Source organism: Streptosporangium sp. NPDC001559 (assembly GCF_042893955.1).
Lineage (GTDB): Bacteria > Actinomycetota > Actinomycetes > Streptosporangiales > Streptosporangiaceae > Streptosporangium.
In genome coordinates, this window is record NZ_JBIAVG010000003.1 from 264,676 (window position 1) to 283,600 (window position 18,925).

Here is an 18,925-nt window from a genome sequence, read left to right on the forward strand (position 1 = left end):
ACCGGGTCAGACGAGGCGGCCGTTGACGAACTGGACGAGGCCGTAGGCGCGGTGGCGCAGGCCGGAGAAGCCGAGCCGGGCCAGGGCCTCGACCACCTCCTCGTCCCCGAACAGGCGCACCCCCGAGGCCACGCCGACGAGGGCGTTGAGCGGCCCGCCGTACGGCACCCGCCTGGTCGTCATGACGGCGATCCTGCCGCCCGGCCTGAGGACCCTGGCCATCCCGGCGAGAGCCTGGAAGGGGTGTTCGAAAAGGTAGAGCGCCGCCAGGCAGGAGACCGCGTCGAAGCTGCCGGGCAGGAACGGCAGGTCGGCGGCGTCACCCCGGACGTAGCCGATGTTGCCGAGATCACGCGCCCGGGTGTCGCGCACCGCGCGGGCGAGCATCGACGCCGAGGCGTCCAGGCCGACGGCCAGGCCCGCGGGGCCGACGCCGTCCGCCAGCGCCCGGGTCACGTTGCCCGGCCCGCAGGCGACGTCCAGCACCCGGTCGCCGGGCCCGAGTTCGAGCATCCGGCCGACCAGTGCCAGTTCCTGGCGGGTGCCCGGCCCGAAGGGGCCCTTCATCGCCCCGAGGACCGCCGGGCGCCAGACCCGCTCGTAGATCCTCGGCAGGAAACCCGAACGCATCAGCCACTGCACGGGCGATCCGGCGGGCTCCGCGCCGAGCAGGTCCAGGTAACCGCCGGCCGTGGCGTCCCGTCCCGCCAGGTCGAGCAGGGTGGGGTCCAGCAGTTCACGGACCCGGTCGAGTGCCGTGGCTTGGCTCATGGTTCTGATTTGAGCACATCCGGAATTCGAAGGGGGAAGCCGCCCACCGTACTGGGAGGTAGGCCTCGATAGGCTTCTGCGGCAAACTGTCCTGCGACTTTAGGAGCGCTTCGTGGCTTCCATCGAGGGTGTCACCGCCCGCGAGATCCTTGACTCCAGGGGCAACCCGACGGTTGAGGTCGACATCCTGCTCGACGACGGCAGCGAGGGGCGTGCAGCGGTGCCGAGTGGCGCCTCGACCGGTCAGTTCGAGGCCGTCGAGCTGCGTGACGGCGGCAACCGCTACGGCGGCAAGGGCGTCGAGAAGGCCGTGCTCGGGGTGACCGACGAGATCGCCGACGAGATCCTCGGGTTCGACGCCGCCGAGCAGCGCAGCATCGACCAGGTGATGATCGACCTCGACGGCACGCCGAACAAGAGCCGTCTTGGCGCGAACGCCATCCTCGGCGTCTCCCTCGCCGTGGCGAAGGCGGCGGCCGAGAGCGCGGAGCTGCCGTTGTTCCGTTACCTCGGTGGCCCGAACGCGCACGTGCTGCCCGTGCCGATGATGAACATCCTCAACGGTGGCGCGCACGCCGACACCAACGTCGACATCCAGGAGTTCATGATCGCGCCGATCGGGGCCGAGTCGTTCCGTGAGGCCGTGCGGATGGGCACCGAGGTCTACCAGGCGCTCAAGGTCGTGCTCAAGGAGAAGGGCTACGCCACCGGGCTCGGCGACGAGGGCGGCTTCGCGCCCAACCTGCCCTCCAACCGTGACGCGCTCGACCTGATCCTGGTCGCCATCGAGCGGGCGGGTTACGTGCCCGGTGAGGACGTCGCCCTCGCGCTCGACGTCGCGGCCTCGGAGTTCCACTCCGACGGCGTCTACACCATCGACGGCAAGGGCCTCTCCTCCGCCGAGCTGGTGGCCTTCTACGAGGACCTGGTCGCCAACTACCCGCTGGTCTCCATCGAGGACCCGCTGAACGAGGAGGACTGGGAGGGCTGGAAGGCCATCACCGAGGCGCTTGGCGACAAGGTCCAGATCGTCGGTGACGACCTGTTCGTGACCAACCCCGAGCGGCTCGGCCGGGGCATCGCCGAGGGCACGGCCAACGCCCTGCTGGTCAAGGTCAACCAGATCGGCACCCTGACCGAGACCTTCGACGCGGTCGACCTGGCGCACCGCAACGGCTACCGCTGCATGATGAGCCACCGCTCCGGCGAGACCGAGGACACCACGATCGCCGACCTCGCCGTGGCCACCAACTGCGGTCAGATCAAGACCGGCGCCCCGGCCCGTTCCGACCGCGTGGCCAAGTACAACCAGCTGCTGCGCATCGAGGAACTGCTCGACGACGCCGCCCGCTACGCGGGTCGCGCCGCTTTCCCGCGCTTCCAGCGGTAGTTTCGCCTGTACGGCTTGCGCCCGATTTGCTCGGGCGCAAGCCGTACGGCGGGCACCCAGGGCCCGGCCGTACGGCGAGGCGGGCGAAGCGAGCGGGGACGGGGAGGCGCGGGTGGCGAGACGGCCGCAGTTGACGGGACGGGCCGCGGTCCTCGCGATCGTGGTGTGCGCGATCGCCATGAGCCTCGCCTACCCGATCAGGGAGTACGTCGCGCAACGGCGCTACATCGCCCAGCTCGAACAGCAACGGGCCAAGGAACTGGCCGAGATCAAGGAGCAGGAGGACCGCTACCGCCAGCACTTCGACCCCGGCTACATCAAGCGGCAGGGCAGGGAGCGGCTCTTCTACTGCGACCCGGGCCGCAAGTGCTACGTCGTCATGCGGGAGCGGCAGGGCCAGAGCCAGGGACAGGGCGGAAGCATCCCGGCCGGGGGGAAGAAGGCCGTGACGTCGCCGTGGTACCAGACGCTCTGGGAATCGGTCGAGGCGGCGGACTCGGGAACCGGCGCGAAGGTGGCCGGGACCGGCGGATGACCCCGATACCCTGGATGTCGTCTTTCAGGGGGTGTCACAGATGGTTGACGACCGCGACGTCGCGGCTGTGGAACGGCAGCTCGGCCGGACCCCACGGGGTCTGCGGGCGGTCGCGCACCGCTGTCCGTGCGGACTGCCGGACGTGGTCGAGACGGCTCCCAGGCTGCCCGACGGCTCGCCGTTCCCGACGCTGTTCTACCTGACCTGCCCCAAGGCGGCCTCGGCCATCGGCAGGCTCGAAACCTCGGGGATGATGCGGGACATGCAGGCCAGGCTGGCCGAGGATCCCGAACTGGCCCGGGCCTACCAGGCCGCGCACGACGACTACGTCGCGCGCCGCGACAAGGCCGCGGCCGAGCTGGGCATCGAGCCGCTGCCCAGGGACATGCAGAGCACCGGGGGCATGCCGGTCAGGGTCAAGTGCCTGCACGCCCTGGTCGGGCACGAACTGGCGGCGCCGGGGGTCAACCCGTTCGGCCGCGAGGCGCTGGACGCGCTCGGCGAGTGGTGGGCGGACGGCCCCTGCTGCGCCGAGGAAACCCAGTCTTCAGACACGACAACCAACGAGGAGACCATGTGACCCGTGTCGCCGCGATCGACTGTGGCACCAACTCCGTCCGCCTGCTCATCGCCGACATCGACGGGGGCGTCCTGACCGACGTCGAGCGTCAGATGGAGATCGTCAGGCTGGGACAGGGCGTCGACAGGACCGGCAGGCTGGCCCCGGAGGCGCTCGAACGCACTTTCGCCGCGATGCGCGGTTACGCCGGGCTCATCGAACGGCACGGCGTCTCGGCGGTGCGGGTCGTCGCCACCAGCGCGACCAGGGACGCCGCCAACCGTCAGGACTTCGTCGGCGGTGTCAGGGAGATCTTCGGCGTCGAGCCCGAGGTGATCACCGGTGCCGAGGAGGCCGAGCTGTCCTTCACCGGGGCCACCCGTGACCTGGTACGGCTCTCGCCGGAGACCGGCCTGCCGACCCCGGAGGGGACCAGGCCGCCCTACCTCGTGTTCGACATCGGCGGTGGCTCGACCGAGTTCGTGCTCGGTTCGACGCACGCCGAGGAGGCGATCTCGGTGGACATCGGCTGTGTCAGGCTGACCGAGCGGCACCTGCGGGGTTCGACGGCGCCGCCGTCCCCCGAGGTGGTCGAGGCCATCACCTCCGACATCGACGACGCGCTCGACCGGGTCGCGGAGAAGGTTCCGGTAGAGCGGGCGCTGACGCTGGTGGGTCTCGCGGGCTCGGTGACGACCGTCGCGGGAATAGCGCTTGACCTGCCGGAATATGACCCGGATAAAATTCATCACTCGCGAATTCCGGCAAATCGGGCACACGAGATTTCCCGTCGACTGCTGGGGATGACCCACGAGGAACGCGCGGCCATAGGGGTCATGCATCCCGGCCGGGTGGACGTCATCGGCGCCGGCGCCCTCATTCTCGACCGCGTCCTGCAGCGGTACGGATTCGACGAAGTCGTTGTCAGCGAACGTGACATCCTCGATGGAATCGCATGGCTGACATCTAAACTTTAATGAGATCTAGACATTTGACTTGTTGATGGGGTATTGAGAGATCGTTCCGTTCATGATTAGGTAAAGGGGCTTTAGCGAGGCTTTGCCGTGGGGCCCGGCACAGCTGGTGTCGGGGCGGCAACCGTCTCCGGAGCGCATTCGCTTCCTAACGAAACGGAGCAACCCCTCATGAAGTCCGGACTAGCACGCAGGCTAGCCGCGGTGAGCGCCGGCACGGCCATGCTGGCGACGATGGCGACGGCCCTGATGGCCTCGCCCGCGGCCGCTGCGAGCGCATCCACCCAGACGGCCGTCTCGGCCGTCGCCAAGCCGAGGCCCGCGGTCTCGGTCGGCACCCCCAAGGCGTCTCCCTCGAACTACAAGGGTGACTGCCCCGTCAACGTGACCTTCTCCTCGACCGTCAAGGTGAAGGCCGTCGCCTCCCGGACCACCGTCGCCTACCGCTGGCTGCGCGGCGACGGCTCCAAGAGCAAGGTCAAGACCCTTGTTCTGAAGGGCAAGGGCAACAAGTCGGTCACCGTCAAGGAGACCTCGAAGTTCAAGGGTGACGTCAAGGGCTGGCAGGCCCTGCAGGTCTTGGCCCCCAGGGGCGCGACCTCCAAGAAGGGAAGCTTCCGGGTTTCCTGTGGTGGTGGCGACGAGGGCGGCGGCAAGGAAGTCATCCAGGTCGGCGTCGGCGCCCGCGCGTGGGTCAACGAGGGCAACTGCCAGGCCACGCTGGTCGGCCGCATCACCGCCTCCAGCCCCACCTGGGTGCGGTACCGCTGGGTCGTCAACGGTGACGTCGTCGACCGTGACGTCGTCCGCGTCAGCAGCTCGACCAAGGTGTTCCACGTGATCAGGCCGCGTCACAGCCTGAGCGGCTGGGCCGTTCTGGAGATCGTGGACCCGGTTCAGAACTCCTCCAACCGCGTCGGCTTCAGGGTCTGGTGCAAGGACGAGTCGCCGAAGGTGACCGCGTCCGTCAACGCTCCCGACTCCTACACCGGCAACTGCCCGGTCACCCGTAACTTCACCGGCACGATCTCGGTCTCCGAGGGCCGTGGCAGCGTCAAGTACCGCTGGATCCGTGACGGCGTCGCCGGCTCCTGGCAGGACGTCTACTTCGGTGGCCACGGCTACCAGTCCCGCACCGTGACCGACTCCTGGAGCGCCTCGGCCTCCGGGACGAGCAAGCGGGCGATCGAGCTCTACCGTGGTTCGACCACCGGCACCGTCGAGGGCAAGGTCACCTGTCAGGCCCCCGCCCCCGAGGTGAAGGTCTGGGTCGTGGGCGAGAGCGTCTCGGCCACGCAGACCGCGGGCGCCTGCCCCGCGGCCTCCCTGTCCGGCTCCGGCCAGATCTACGCCAGTGGCGCGACCACGCTCAACTACCGCTGGACCGTTGACGGCGTGACCGTCTCCTCCGGCCCGCTGGTCTTCACCGAGGCCGGCACCAAGACCGTGACCTTCACCAAGGCGACGAACGGCACCCACGGCGGCAGCGCGAAGCTGGCGATCGACGGGGCCGGCTCGCAGTCGGTGAACTTCAACGCGGTCTGCCAGGCCTGAGCGCGTGCCGGGGGAACCCTCCCGGCTCCGTGACGGCCCGCCCCGCGTCTGACGCGGGGTCGGAAACGAGTTGAGAGAGCGGCGCTCGCCTCAGGCGGGCGCCGCTTTCGCGTGCCCGAGGTTAAGGGCGTGTTTCCTCCTGGCACGATCGAGGACATGACATTCGTTCCTCCAGGGTCCGGCTGGCCCGAAGACCCCGCCCTGCCGGACACCCCCGTCGCCCACGACCCCGCCCAGGTCGTACGGCTGGCGGCGGCGAGCCGTTCGCTCGGTGAACTGACCGCCAGGCAGTCCGTCTGCCGGGCCTGCCCACGCCTGGTCGCCTGGCGGGAGGAGGTGGCGACGGTCAAACGGCGGGCCTTCGCGGAGGAGACCTACTGGGGCAGGCCCATCGCCGGGTGGGGGGAGGACAGGCCGGAGGTCCTCATCGTGGGGCTCGCCCCCGCGGCGCACGGCGGCAACCGCACCGGGAGGATCTTCACCGGTGACCGCAGCGGGGACTGGCTGTTCGCCTCGCTGTACCGGACGGGGCTGGCCGTACAGGAGACCAGCACGCACGCCGGGGACGGGCAGCGGCTCGTCGGTGCCCGGATGCTGGCCTCGGTGCGCTGCGCCCCTCCGGGCAACAAGCCGGAGCCCGCCGAACGTACGGCCTGCTTCCCCTGGCTGGCCAGGGAGATCGAACTGGTCGCCGACGACGTCCGGGTGATCGTCGTGCTCGGGGGCTTCGCCTGGCAGGCGATCTGGCCCGCGCTGCGGGAGGCCGGGTACGTCCTGCCTGCCCGCAGGCCGCCCTTCGGGCACGGCGCCGAGGTCGAGATCTCCCGTGGCGGGAAAACGGCCCGTCTTCTCGGGTGCTACCACCCGAGCCAGCAGAACACGTTCACCGGCCGGGTGACGGCCGAGATGCTTGACACCCTTCTGAACAGGGCAAACGCGCTGCGGAGCTTGTGAACTCGATCACAAAGAGAAGATCGTCAAAACTTCGCTCTGAAATGTCCGGATTTTCTCGCCGTTCTGGAAACTATGGCGAAAGTTACACGGGGGGTGCCTGGTCTGGTTTTCGGGGGAGACGTATGCTTGTGAAAGCTTTCACAAGGCATCGACCTAAGGATGGCGTCGAAGTGAACCGTACCGCCAAGCACATCGTGGTCGTCGGCGGAGGTTACGTCGGGCTCTACACCGTGCTGCGTCTGCAGCACACCCTTCGTAAGGAACTGCGCGACGGTAGCGTCCGGATCACCGTTCTCACCCCCGAATCCCACATGACCTACCAGCCGTTCCTTCCCGAGGCGGCGGCGGGAAACCTCTCGCCCCGGCACGTCGTCGTCCCGCTTCGGCGGGTGCTGTCGAAGGCGACGATCCTCAACGGCAAGGTCACCAAGGTCAACCACGCGGCCAAGACCGTGGCCTTCGAGCCGAACGTCGGCACCCCGCACGACATCGGCTACGACATCCTCGTCATGGCGGCGGGATCGGTTTCGCGCACACTGCCCATTCCGGGCCTGGCCGACGCCGCGATCGGCTTCAAGACGGTCGGTGAGGCCATCGCGCTGCGCAACCGGGTGCTCGAACTCCTCGACCGCGCCGAGACCGACGAGGATGAGGCGCTGCGCCGCAGGGCGCTGACCTTCGTCGTGGTCGGCGGCGGCTTCGCGGGCGTCGAGGCGCTGGCCGAGCTTGAGGACATGGCCGTCGACGCCGTCCGTTACTACCGCAACGTCTCCCGCAAGGACATGCGCTGGGTCCTCGTCGAGGCCACGGACCGCATCCTGCCCGAGGTCGGCCCCGAGATGGGCAAGTGGACCGCCGAGCAGCTGCGTGAGCGCGGCATCGAGGTCAAGATGAACACCCGCCTCGACTCCTGCGAGGGCGGCCTGGTGAAGCTCTCCGACGGAGAGGAGTTCGAGGCGGCCACCATCGTCTGGACCGCGGGGGTCAAGCCCAGCCCCGTCGTCAACGCCGGGGACCTGCCCCTGGACGAGCGCGGCCGGATCAAGACCACCACCCGGCTGACCGTGGCCGGCGTCGAGGACGCCTTCTCGGCGGGCGACGTGGCCGGTGTGCCCGACGTGACCAGCCCCGGTCAGTACTGCGCGCCCAACGCCCAGCACGCCGTACGGCAGGCCAAGGTGCTGGCCGACAACATCACCCGGCATCTGCACGGCCAGCCGCTGGTCGACTACCGCCACAAGTACGTCGGCTCGGTCGCCGGGCTCGGCCTGCACAAGGGCGTCGCCAACGTCTACGGGATCAAGCTCCGTGGATTGCTCGCCTGGTTCATGCACCGCACGTACCACCTGTCGCGGGTGCCGACCGTCAACCGCAAGGTCCGCGTGACGATGGACTGGACCCTCGCGCTGTTCTTCAAGCGGGAGACCGTCTCGCTCGGTGAGATCGAGGCGCCCCGTGAGGAGTTCCGCAGCGCGGCCAGGACCTGACGGCCACCTGGCGGTCACTGAAGGTGGCCACCGTCCGTCGCGAGCCCCTTCCCGGTCCGTTCCGGGAGGGGGCTCGTGCGTTCACGCCGTACGGCCGGGACCGGGGGCGGTCTCGGAGATCGGAACGCTGTGGCATGGTTTGTGTGACGCCTGATACAAAGTTGTGCTCCTCTGATGAGTGGTCAGTTACGTATGATTACGGCGTCCCCGTAGCCCAATGGCAGAGGCAAACCCCTTAAAAGGGTTCGAGTGAGGGTTCGAGTCCCTCCGGGGGCACTCGTAGTGATCCGCGAAGTTCGGCCCGTGACCAGGAAAAATCGGTCACGGGCCGCTCTGTTGTGTGGGAAAACCCCGGGTCAGGGCGTTTCGTGTTGGCCCGTCGTTTGTGTGCCGATCGTATGTGGTCCTGTCGGCCAAATTATGGCGCGGAAATCCCGGTCTTCCAGATCGGCCGGATGTCGTGATCTGTTCAGGGCGTTTTCGGGGCGCCGTTGCGGTGCCGTACGGCACCTCATATAGTCGGTTCCTGATATCAGGAGGCGACTATAGCTGGAAGTGTGGACAACCCTCTGGCCCTGGGAGTGCTCAAGCCGCTGCTCGAAAGGCCCATGCACCCCTACGTGCGGGAACGCGGCAAGGACGCCTTCGCGCGTCGGCTCGACGGGCAGATCCGCGCCCCCGGCGCGAATATCCCCTCCTCCCCACCGCCGTCGCCCACCTCGGCGCCCTCGGCTCCGAGCGCGCGCGGGCGGCGCTGCTGGAGCGGGCCGAACGGCTGCGCGCCGCCATGGCCGAGGACCGGCGGGCCCTCGACGACGCGTCGGCCTCGGGACAGGCGCCCCGCCTGTTCGCCAGCGAGGCCGAATACGCCCTGCACATGACCCGTGGCGAACTCGACCGGGTCACCGGCACCGCGGAGGAGATCCGCACAGGAAGCCTGACCTGGCCCGACGACCGAAAGGACCTCACATGACATCGGACGGCCCTCTCTTCGGGATCTACCCCGGCGGAGCGGTCGGCGACGAGAACGGCGGCGTGCTCCAGGGGCCGCCGGACGACCCGCGACGGATCACCGAGGCGCTCACCCACCTGCGCCCTGACGGCGGGCCCTTCCTGGTCCGCGGCTATGTCAGCTTCGCCGATCCCGGAGACGTCTACCCGCAGGCCCCCGAGGGCGTCGAACGGTACGCCACCGACGGGCGCGCGCTCGACCTGGTCGCGCAGTACCGCTCCCACAGCGGCGACGTCGCGGGCTACGTCGCCTTCGTCCGCGACCTCGTCCGCCGTCACGGGACGCGTGTCGCGACCCTCCAGGTGACGGAGGAGCCGAACCTGCCGCTGTACGACGGAGGCCATCCCCGGGTGCTCGAAGCCCTCGTCGAGGGCGTCGTCGCGGCCAAGGAGGAGGCGCGCCTGCTGGGCCTGGACCACCTCAGGGTCGGGTTCAACACCACGCCCCTGTTCGGCCCCGCCGAGGGCTTCGTCGCCGCGCTCACCGCCGACGGCGGACGGTGCTTCGTCGAGGCCGTCGACTACGTCGGCCTCGACCTCTTCCCCGACGTCTTCCAGCCCGCCCCGGCGGCCGGGCTGGGGGAGGCCGTCACAGGACTGCTCGGCCACCACCGCGACCGGTGCCTCACCCCGGCGGGCATCGACGAGTCGGTCCCCCTGTGGATCACCGAGAACGGCTGGCCGACCGGGCCGGACCGGAGCCCGCAGCGACAGGCCGAGGTCCTGGAGACGATCGTCACGGCGGTCGTGGACCACCGCACTCGGCTCAACATCGGTGGCTACACCCATTTCGCCCTACGGGATGCCGACAGTGCGAAACCCGGCCTGTTCCACAGGTTCGGCCTTCTCGGTGATGACTACCGGCCTAAACCCGCGTTCGACACTTATCGGCGACTTGTCGAGCGCTTCGGTTGATGGAGCGGAACACGCTTTCGACGGTGCACGGTTGTTTTCCCCGCTGTGACCGTGTCGTTTTCCTTACCGGAGACGCCGGGTAGGGAAAACAGCGCGACAAATCCACGGGCGGCCGGTTTCCGGGAGCGGACCGGCTGATTCCGGGAAGCGTTTCCCGCTCCCACTCCGGCCGTTTCCATTGACCCACCGGCGACCCGCCGGCCCCTTCCCGGTCCTCCTGGCGGGGGAGGGGCCTGGCGTGGACCCGGCGGGCGGGCCATGATGCCTCCATAGGGCCGGGAACCCGGCGCTGCGGCCGTTCGTTGGAATCCTCGGCGGTAGCCGTACGGTCACCTGACCCTAAAACGGACAACAACACGATACGGCCGTGTGACAACCGATCTATACGCCGATCGCGTAGGTCGCAGCGTGGAGGCTAGCGATGGAAAGCAAGAATCCCGTGTTCAGCAGGCAGGCGCCCGGGAGCCAGCAGGCCTGGGGCACCCCGACCCCCGAGCAGCTCAGGGGAATGTACGACGCGCCCTCCTACGCGCCGCCCGCGCAGCGGAGGATGACCATCGACGACGTGGTCGTGCGCGGCTTCATCACCTTGGGCACGCTGGTCGTCTCCGCCGCGCTCGCCTGGGCGCTCAACCTCGGAAGACCCGCACTGATCGCCGGCGTGCTCGTCGGTCTGGTGCTCGCGTTGATCGTCTCGTTCAGGCAGAGCACCAACCCGGTGCTGATCCTCGGCTACGCGGTCTCCTACGGCGTCGCCATCGGTGTGATCAGCCACGCCTACAACGACCTGTACAACGGGGTCGTCTTCCAGGCGGTCGTCGGTACGGCACTGGCCTTCGGCGCCATGCTGGCGGTCTACACGTTGCGCATCGTCCGGGTGACGCCGAAGTTCACCAAGTTCGTCGTGGCGGCCGGGCTCAGCCTGATGGGCCTCATGCTCGTCAACTGGCTGGCGACCTTCTTCATCGAGGACGGCGTCGGCATCCGCTCCGGCGGCCCGCTGTCCTACGTCTTCAGCATCGCGGCGATTCTGGTCGGCTGCTTCTTCCTGCTCCTCGACTTCGACTCGGTCGAGCAGGGCATCCGCGCCGGAGCCCCCGCGAAGTACTCCTGGCTGATGGCCTTCGGCCTGACGGTCACCCTGGTCTGGATCTACCTGGAGATCCTCCGTTTCGTCAGCTACTTCACCAGTAATGACTAGCTGCCCGACCACCCCGAACACCCCGCGCCACCCCCGGTGACGCGGGGTGTTCGCTGTCCGCCCCCGGTTACCCCCGACGCCGTGCGTAAGAGGTTCGCCGGTGCCTCAGGCGCCAAGCGTGAGGGGCTTGGTCTGCGCTTTACGGTGCCGTGCGTGAGGGGTTTTCGGCTTGGGCGCGTCGGTGCTTGGACTGAGGAACGCAGGAGCGCAGCGACGGAGTGACGAGGGAAAGCGCCGACTCGAAAGCGCCCAAGCCCGCGACGCCGTAGGCGGAGCAAGGAGACACAGCGACGAGGGAAAGCGCCGACTCGAAGGCGCCCAAGCCCGCGACGCCGAAGGCGGAGCAAAGGGACACAACCCGCGACGCCGAAGGCGGAGCAAAGGGCCACAGCCCGCACTGCCGGAGGCTACGCAAAGAGACGACAAGGCGACGAAGAATGATGGATGGGCAGGTCCGGAGGGCTTGCTATCTGGGGACACGTGAGGCACTGTCAAGCAAAGGAGCCTATCCGTGGAGGTGCCCATGTCGTTGAGCCACTCACTGGAGACGCAGAGCAAGCTGATCGCTAGAGTCACGGATATCACCGGCCGCGCACTCCCAGAGTGGTTCCAAGCCATCGACAACGGCCCGTCCTTCCTGCGCTGCGAGGAGCGGGCCAACTGGCTCGCCCAGGAGCACGGGCTGTCCCACGGCTATGCCGCCGCCATCGTGCGTGAGCACGAGCGTCGCCGCCACAGCCGCCGTATGTAAGTTATCCGTCTTCCGCGAGCCCGCGCCTCCCATCGGGGGGTGCGGGCTTCTGTGTGCCCGGTCCATGATGGGGATCATGGATCTCGACAAGGCACGTGACTTCATCCGCGTCAATCACCGTGCGGTTCTGCTGACCAAGCACGCCGACGGACGTCCGCAGCTCTCCCCGGTGACGGTCGGGCTGGACGCCGAGGGGCGCGCGATCGTCAGCAGCAGGGAGACCGCCGCCAAGGTTCGCAACCTTCGCAGGGACCCCCGGGCCACGCTCTGCGTGATGAACGACGCCTTCTACGGTGACTGGATCCAGATCGAGGGGGAGACGGAGGTCCTCTCGCTGCCTGAGGCGATGGAACCGCTGGTCGGCTACTACCGGGACATCTCCGGCGAGCACCCCGACTGGGACGACTACCGGGCCGCCATGGAGCGGGATCGGCGGGTCCTGTTGCGCGTCACCATCACCCGCGCGGGCCCCGACATCCACGGCTGAGACGCCGCCGCGCCGTACCCTCGTGCCGGAGGGGTACGGCGCGGCGTTTCCCGGCTCAGCTGAGGCGTTCCAGGATCATGGCCATGCCCTGGCCGCCGCCGACGCACATGGTCTCCAGGCCGATCGTCCTGTCGTGGAAGCGGAGACCGTTGACCAGGGTCGAGGTGATGCGGGCGCCGGTCATGCCGAAGGGGTGTCCGACCGCGATGGCGCCGCCGTTGACGTTGAGCCGGTCGAGGTCGACGCCGAGGTCGCGGTAGGACGGGATGACCTGGGCCGCGAAGGCCTCGTTGATCTCGACGAGGTCCACGTCGCCGATGGCCATGCCCGCCCTGGACAGGGCCTGCCGGGAGGCCTCGACCGGCCCGAGTCCCATGATCTCGGGGGACAGGCCGGTCACGCCGGTCGAGACGATCCTGGCCAGCGGGGTGATGCCCAGTTCCGCGGCCCTGACGTCGCTCATCACGATCACCGCGGCCGCGCCGTCGTTCAGCGGGCAGCAGTTTCCCGCCGTGACGGTCCCGTCGGGCCGGAAGACCGGCTTGAGCTGGGAGACCGCCTCGTAGGTCGTTCCCTGGCGGGGGCCGTCGTCCCTGGTCACCACGGTGCCGTCCGGCAGGGTCACCGGGGTGATGTCGCTCTCCCAGAAGCCGTTGGCGATGGCCCGCTCGGCGAGGTTCTGTGACCGGACGCCGAACTCGTCCTGTTCCCGGCGCGAGACGCCCCTGAGCGCGGCGACGTTCTCCGCCGTCTGGCCCATGGCGATGTAGGCGTCGGGCAGCTCGCCGTCCTCACGCGGGTCGTGCCAGACCTCGCCACCGCCTTCGGCGGCCCGCGCCGTACGGCTGCGCGCCTCGGCGAACAGCTCGTTCTCTGTCTCGGGCAGCGAGTCGGAGTTGCCCTTGACGAACCGGGAGACGCACTCGACGCCCGCCGAGACGAAGACGTCGCCCTCGCCCGCCTTGATCGCGTGCAGGGCCATCCTCGTGGTCTGCAGGGACGACGAGCAGTAGCGGGTGACGGTCGTGCCGGGCACGCCGTCGAGTCCGAGCAGCGTGGCGACCACCCGGCCCATGTTGAACCCCTGCTCACCGCCGGGCAGGCCGCAGCCCAGCATCAGGTCGTCGATGGTCGTGGGGTCGAGCTGGGGCACCTTGGCCAGGGCGGCCCTGACGATCTGGACGGTCAGGTCGTCAGGGCGGATGTCCTTGAGCGATCCCTTGAAGGCGCGTCCGATGGGCGAGCGCGCGGTCGCGACGATGACTGCCTCGGGCATGGGCTCTCCTGGGTTGTCGGGCACTCCTGAGCGGAGGCTACTCCCCGGTAGGGCGAAGGTCGCGAGTGGGGCGGCCCGGAACAGAACTTTGTACGGGGGCGTCAGCCGTACATGCCGGGGGCGGTCGGGGTGCCGTCCTTGACGCCGTGCAGCCCGCCCAACTCGTCGCGCCATATCCGCCAGCCCCCCTGGCTGCCGGTGAACCACGCGGGCGGAGCCTCGGAGCCGTTCGTCCTCTTGCCGCTGGCCAGGTCGAACTCGCACAGGGAGGCCACCGGGTAGAAACCCGCCGCCTGGTGTTTGAGGGGGAGCGGCCTGGGGTCGGTGACGCAGAAGGACCAGCCACGTTGGTCCCTGATCTCGGTGCCGCGGCCCGTGGCCAGGTCGAAGACGTTGCCCTGCTGGTCGTGCTTGAGGAAGCCGAGGGTGTCCATCCGGTCGGGGAAGGCCAGCCACCAGCCGGAACCGGGGATCTGGGCCGCGGAGATCTGACCGAGGACCCGCCCGTTGCTCGCGTCGAGCCTGGCGAACCCGCCGTACTGGCCCCGTGGGTCGACGGGGCGCACGACGGGGGCCAGGCCGGGGCTGCCGCTGGGGTAGACCCGCACCACGGAGGGCCGCAGCCAGTTGACCGTGCCGTCGGTGAGCTTGACGGAGAACAGGCCGAAGGCGGAGACCCGTTTCTTCGAGGGGCCGGTGTAGGGGGCGACGTAGCCGACGAGGTCGTCGGCCGTCGAGCCGAAGGCCCACCCGCCGGACAGGTCGACCCCGGGGCCGAGCGCCTCCTCGACGGGCAGCCGCCACGGCCGCCTGCCCGAGGCCAGGTCGTAGGCCTCAAGGACGGGGTGACGGGCCATGCGCAGGAGCACGGCGTGGGAGGCGCCGGACCACTCGACCTCGGCGATGCCGGGCAGCTGCCACATCGGTTTGCCGGTCTCCGGGGCCAGGACGGACATCCGGGCCTTGGACAGGGCGGTGTCCTCGGAGACGCACACGAACGCCCCACAGCGCTGCGGCCCGAAGGTCGAGTGCAGCGGGCGTGTCCACAGCCGGTTGCCGGTGCGCGCGTCACGGCCGACGAGGACGGCGTTCCAACGGCCCTGGCGGACAGGGTCGACCGTGACCGCGACGAGCCGTCCGCCGGAGGACTGGACGATCGCCGGGGCGGGGACGCCCATGCCCGGCAGCCGACCGGCCATGGTCGCGGGGTGGGTCCACAGCTTCCTGCCCGTGGCCAGATCGAGGGCGATCGTCTCCAGCGTGCCGTCCGCTCTCATGGAGGTCGTCATGGCGACACCCGCGGCCGAGGTGGTACGGCTCACCGCGTTCACCTCGCCGTTGTGCCAGGTCGGATGGGCGGGAACGGCCGCCTCACTGCCGGAACAGCCGGTCAGGGCGAGCACTCCGGCGAGGACCGCAGCCTTCTTCACGTGGGGCCGGATCGCGGGCATTGCACTCCAAAAAGGCGAGACGTCACGGCCTCACCGCGGAGGGTAACCGTGGTCAGGCGTCGTTGGGCAGCACCCCGTGTCTCCGACGGAGCAGTGTCGCCCACCGTCCGTGGGGTCCGGTTGCTCGGCCGGCGACGCGAGTCGCGGAGACTTCGGCACCGGGTTCCTCCGCGGCCTTGGCCGCCACGAGGTAGATCGACTCACCGCGTTCGGAGCGCGGCTCCGGCCACAGTCCAAGCGCGGTGCACACAGAAGGTAGCACCGCGTAAGCAACCTGTAGATAGCCTTGGACAGATGGGTGGAAACGATCGGGTCCGAACATCTCGTCCGGATTTGCGGAGAACTCACCGCCAAGCAGGTCGGCGAAGGCGACCGTACGGCCACCCGCCTCGACCACGGCCACGGTCTGCGCCGCGGCGAGCTGACGACTCCAGCGCCGGGTCACCCAGCGCAGCGGCTGCGCGATCGGCCTGACCGTCCCCAGATCGGGACAGGTGCCGACGACCACCTCCGCCCCCGCCTCACGCAGCCGCCACACCGCCTTCTGCAGGTGCCGTACGGCGTGGGTGGGCTTGGTCTGGGTGGTGACGTCGTTCGCGCCGACGAAGATCACCGCGATCTCGGGGGAGGCTTCGAGCGCCAGATCGGTCTGGTCGTCCAGATCGGCGGAGACCGCGCCGGACCTGCCGGCCACGGTCAGCCGCACCGGACGCTCGGCGACCGAGGCCAGCCCCGTGGCGATCAACACGCCCGGGGTCTGCGCCGCCTCGGAGGTGCCCAGGCCGACCGAGGTCGAATCGCCCAGCATGACCATCCGGACCGGCTCACCGGTGAAGTCGCCGTAAACCCCGTCGGAGGGCGGCCCCTCCATGCCGTGCGGGCGGCCGACGATGCGCCGGGCCAGCAGGGCCTCACCCATCAGCAGACCGTACGTGACCGCGCCGAGCGCGGTGAGTCCTCCTCCGCCGACGGCCGCGGCGGCGGCGATACGACGGGCGGCCCGAGCCGCCCCCGGTGTCCAGATCACCTGGCGTTGCCCCTTCGGTACCCCACGACGGGTAGCGTTGCCTTGAACCTAGCCGAGAGTCCCACCAACCCCCTTGGGGGCACGGCGTTCAGCACAACAAGCCGACCTGGCTCTGTATTTCGAGGTGATCGTCGCGATGCGTGTGTATGACTCGCTTGTGGAACTGATGGGAAACACGCCGCTTGTCCGGCTGCGGAAGGTGACCGCCGGGGTGTCCGCCCAGGTGCTCGCCAAGGTGGAGTATTTCAACCCCGGCGGCTCGGTGAAGGACCGGATCGCGGTGCGCATGATCGACGCGGCGGAGCGGTCGGGCGCGCTGGTGCCCGGCGGCACGATCGTCGAACCCACCTCGGGCAACACCGGCATCGGCCTGGCCATGGTGGCGCAGCAGCGCGGCTACCGCTGCCTGTTCGTCGTGCCGGACAAGGTCGCCCAGGACAAGATCGCGGTACTGCGCGCCTACGGGGCCGAGGTCGTGGTCTGCCCGACGGCGGTCTCCCCGGACCACCCGGACTCCTACTACTCGGTCTCCGACCGGCTGGCCAGGGAGACGCCGAACGCCTGGAAGCCCGACCAGTACTCCAATCCCGGCAACCCCGAGAGCCACTACCACTCGACCGGGCCGGAGATCTGGGAGCAGACGGAGGGGCGGATCACCCACTTCGTCGCGGGCATCGGCACCGGCGGCACGATCAGCGGCACCGGACGCTACCTCAAGGAGGTCTCCGGCGGCCGGGTCAAGATCATCGGGGCCGACCCCGAGGGGTCCGTCTACTCGGGCGGCACCGGCAGGCCGTACCTCGTTGAGGGCGTCGGAGAGGACATCTGGCCCTCCACCTACGACACCACGATCTGCGACGAGGTCATCGCGGTCTCCGACAAGGACTCCTTCGGCATGACGCGCCGTCTGGCCCGTGAGGAGGCGCTCCTGGTCGGCGGCTCCTGTGGGATGGCGACGGTCGCGGCGCTTCGGGTCGCCAGGCAGGCCGGCCCCGAGGACGTGGTCGTCGTGCTGCTGCCCGACGGCGGCCGGGGCTACCTGTCGAAGATCTTCAACGACGAGTGGATGGCCGACTACGGCTTCCTGACCACCTCCTCGGAGGAGGGCCTGGTCAGGGACGTGCTGGTCCGCAAGGGCGCGGGGATGCCCGAGTTCGTGCACACCCACCCGCACGAGTCGGTCGACACGGCCATCGCCATCATGCGGGAGTACGGCGTCTCGCAGCTGCCGGTGATGAAGGAGGAGCCGCCGGTCATGGCCGCCGAGGTCGTGGGCTCGATCGTGGAACGCGACCTGCTCGAAGCCCTCTACCGGGGCCGCGTACGGCCGACCGACCCGCTGGCCGAGCACATGTCCCAGCCTCTGCCCATGATCGGCGCGGGAGAGCCCGTCTCCATCGCGATAGAGGCCCTGGAGAAGGCCGACGCCGCCGTGGTCCTGGACGACGGCAAACCCGTGGGCCTGGTGACCCGTCAGGACCTGCTGGCATTCCTGGTCAACAACTAGTCGCGCTCCCCTTCCCCCTCGCGGCGCCTTCGGTGCCGCGAGGGCTCGGGCGCCGCGGGCCCATGCCTTCCCCTGTCGCTCCTCGGCCCGAGCTGTGGGCGATCACCGGACCGTTGTCGCAGGCCGGACAGGCTTCCGCGACGGACCAGCGGCCCGTCACGATGTGGCGGGCTCGCCGACGAGGTGGTCCTGGTTGTCGGCGGCCCACCGCGCGAGCTGCGCCAGGGGCCGTTCGCGAACGATTCGCCCAGTGCGGACGCGCGAAAGCCGGAGGTAAGGACGCTGTCATCTGTACAAAAGACGGCAGCCGTCAGCTCCCGATGTCGATCACCTGAGCGTCAAGGACGTCATCGGGCCGGCCGAAGGCGCGTTCAAGGCCGTCTTCCGCCCATCCTCGTCAGCGGCGGCCCCGAGCCCTTCTCCCGACGTCGGAGGCCGAAGCCGGAGGTGTCCGCCTCCAGGGGCCTCGCCCGGGTCGGGGTCGTCGGAGAAAAACGGCTCCGTTGAGAACCTTCACCACCGTTCCGCAGTCGAACAGATCATGATGAAGACGATGATCGGGGCGTCGCTCCTCGCCGGTTCACTGCTGGTCCTCGGCACCACCGTGGCCGACGCCCAGACGAAGCCCACGCTGGGCCCCTACGGTTATGGTGCCGTCAAGCTCGGTATGACCGTCACGCAGGCCAAGAAGACGGGGGGCGTCGTCAAGAAGCTGTCCGGCGACGGCGGCTGCTCCGGCTGGGACCTGAAGAACTTCCCCACTCCCAAGGACTCGGTCGGCGTCTACATCTCGCCGAAGGTGGGACTGGCCGCCATCTTCGCCGCGAAGGGCATGAGAACCCCGGAGGGCATCGGGATCGGCTCCACCGCCAAGCAGGTGAAGACCGCCTATCCGCACGTCAGGAAAGACGTCCACGACTTTTACGTGATCACGGTTCCCGGAAACAAGAAGGCCTACTACACCTTCGGCGTCACGCGCGGCAAGGTCACCCAGTACGGCATCGCGCTCAACAAGCAGGACTGTTTCAACTGAGCGGCGTGACGTCGCGGACCGAGGCGGAGGGGCGCCCACCCC

Annotated in this window: 18 protein-coding genes and 1 tRNA gene; 15 read left to right on the plus strand and 4 right to left on the minus strand. The window is 69.1% G+C overall.

Annotated features, from left to right (window positions below; all coding sequences use genetic code 11):
* Positions 1–6 precede the first annotated feature (6 nt).
* Positions 7–771, minus strand: coding sequence for a methyltransferase domain-containing protein (locus tag ACFYY8_RS08290; protein ID WP_390038471.1), 765 nt, complete (start codon positions 769–771; stop codon positions 7–9).
* A gap of 112 nt (positions 772–883) precedes the next feature.
* Here ACFYY8_RS08290 and eno point away from each other — a divergent pair, with 112 nt between their 5' ends.
* The 13 genes from eno (at position 884) to ACFYY8_RS08355 (ending at position 12,589) form a co-directional block, all read left to right on the plus strand.
* Complete coding sequence (gene eno / locus ACFYY8_RS08295) at positions 884–2,161, plus strand: phosphopyruvate hydratase (RefSeq protein ID WP_390038473.1); 1,278 nt, start codon at positions 884–886, stop codon at positions 2,159–2,161.
* A gap of 112 nt (positions 2,162–2,273) precedes the next feature.
* Positions 2,274–2,696, plus strand: a complete 423-nt coding sequence (locus ACFYY8_RS08300) for a septum formation initiator family protein (protein WP_390038475.1) — start codon at positions 2,274–2,276, stop codon at positions 2,694–2,696.
* Positions 2,697–2,736: 40 nt separating this feature from the next.
* Entirely contained in the window at positions 2,737–3,276 is a 540-nt protein-coding gene (locus tag ACFYY8_RS08305) for a DUF501 domain-containing protein (RefSeq protein WP_390038477.1), read from the plus strand.
* Complete coding sequence (locus ACFYY8_RS08310) at positions 3,273–4,232, plus strand: exopolyphosphatase (RefSeq protein WP_390038479.1); 960 nt, start codon at positions 3,273–3,275, stop codon at positions 4,230–4,232. The genes ACFYY8_RS08305 and ACFYY8_RS08310 overlap by 4 nt, the downstream gene beginning before the upstream one ends.
* A gap of 201 nt (positions 4,233–4,433) precedes the next feature.
* Complete coding sequence (locus ACFYY8_RS08315; protein WP_390038481.1) at positions 4,434–5,783, plus strand: hypothetical protein; 1,350 nt, start codon at positions 4,434–4,436, stop codon at positions 5,781–5,783.
* A gap of 156 nt (positions 5,784–5,939) precedes the next feature.
* Positions 5,940–6,737: a uracil-DNA glycosylase gene (locus ACFYY8_RS08320; RefSeq protein WP_390038483.1), complete on the plus strand. Its 798-nt coding sequence runs from the start codon at positions 5,940–5,942 to the stop codon at positions 6,735–6,737.
* Positions 6,738–6,907: 170 nt separating this feature from the next.
* Positions 6,908–8,224, plus strand: a complete 1,317-nt coding sequence (locus ACFYY8_RS08325) for an NAD(P)/FAD-dependent oxidoreductase (RefSeq protein WP_390038485.1) — start codon at positions 6,908–6,910, stop codon at positions 8,222–8,224.
* Between the two features lie 203 nt (positions 8,225–8,427).
* A tRNA-Leu gene (locus ACFYY8_RS08330) sits at positions 8,428–8,500 on the plus strand.
* A gap of 511 nt (positions 8,501–9,011) precedes the next feature.
* On the plus strand, positions 9,012–9,197 hold the full coding sequence (locus ACFYY8_RS08335) for a hypothetical protein (RefSeq protein WP_390038487.1): 186 nt from the start codon (positions 9,012–9,014) through the stop codon (positions 9,195–9,197).
* Positions 9,194–10,150 carry a hypothetical protein gene (locus tag ACFYY8_RS08340; RefSeq protein ID WP_390038489.1) on the plus strand — a complete coding sequence of 319 codons (957 nt, stop codon included), beginning with the start codon at positions 9,194–9,196 and terminating at the stop codon, positions 10,148–10,150. The genes ACFYY8_RS08335 and ACFYY8_RS08340 overlap by 4 nt, the downstream gene beginning before the upstream one ends.
* Positions 10,151–10,571: 421 nt before the next feature.
* Positions 10,572–11,351 carry a Bax inhibitor-1/YccA family protein gene (locus ACFYY8_RS08345; protein WP_390038491.1) on the plus strand — a complete coding sequence of 260 codons (780 nt, stop codon included), beginning with the start codon at positions 10,572–10,574 and terminating at the stop codon, positions 11,349–11,351.
* Positions 11,352–11,862: 511 nt separating this feature from the next.
* A complete protein-coding gene (locus tag ACFYY8_RS08350; protein WP_390038493.1) occupies positions 11,863–12,102 on the plus strand; it encodes a DUF4287 domain-containing protein in 240 nt (79 codons plus the stop codon).
* Positions 12,103–12,178: 76 nt separating this feature from the next.
* On the plus strand, positions 12,179–12,589 hold the full coding sequence (locus ACFYY8_RS08355) for a PPOX class F420-dependent oxidoreductase (protein WP_390038495.1): 411 nt from the start codon (positions 12,179–12,181) through the stop codon (positions 12,587–12,589).
* Positions 12,590–12,644: 55 nt separating this feature from the next.
* Here ACFYY8_RS08355 and ACFYY8_RS08360 read toward each other — a convergent pair whose 3' ends face one another.
* The 3 genes from ACFYY8_RS08360 to ACFYY8_RS08370 form a co-directional block, all read right to left on the minus strand.
* Positions 12,645–13,865: an acetyl-CoA C-acetyltransferase gene (locus ACFYY8_RS08360; RefSeq protein WP_390038497.1), complete on the minus strand. Its 1,221-nt coding sequence runs from the start codon at positions 13,863–13,865 to the stop codon at positions 12,645–12,647.
* 101 nt (positions 13,866–13,966) lie between these two features.
* On the minus strand, positions 13,967–15,316 hold the full coding sequence (locus ACFYY8_RS08365) for a PQQ-binding-like beta-propeller repeat protein (RefSeq protein WP_390038499.1): 1,350 nt from the start codon (positions 15,314–15,316) through the stop codon (positions 13,967–13,969).
* Between the two features lie 52 nt (positions 15,317–15,368).
* The gene (locus ACFYY8_RS08370; RefSeq protein ID WP_390038501.1) at positions 15,369–16,343 is read right to left on the minus strand and encodes an SGNH/GDSL hydrolase family protein; all 975 of its coding nucleotides are present in this window, start codon (positions 16,341–16,343) and stop codon (positions 15,369–15,371) included.
* A 136-nt stretch (positions 16,344–16,479) separates the two neighbouring features.
* On the opposite strand from ACFYY8_RS08370, the gene ACFYY8_RS08375 reads away from it, so the two are divergent.
* Both ACFYY8_RS08375 and ACFYY8_RS08380 read left to right on the plus strand, forming a co-directional pair.
* The gene (locus tag ACFYY8_RS08375; protein ID WP_352013879.1) at positions 16,480–17,850 is read left to right on the plus strand and encodes a cystathionine beta-synthase; all 1,371 of its coding nucleotides are present in this window, start codon (positions 16,480–16,482) and stop codon (positions 17,848–17,850) included.
* A gap of 553 nt (positions 17,851–18,403) precedes the next feature.
* On the plus strand, positions 18,404–18,883 hold the full coding sequence (locus tag ACFYY8_RS08380) for a hypothetical protein (RefSeq protein ID WP_390038504.1): 480 nt from the start codon (positions 18,404–18,406) through the stop codon (positions 18,881–18,883).
* Positions 18,884–18,925: the final 42 nt, after the last annotated feature.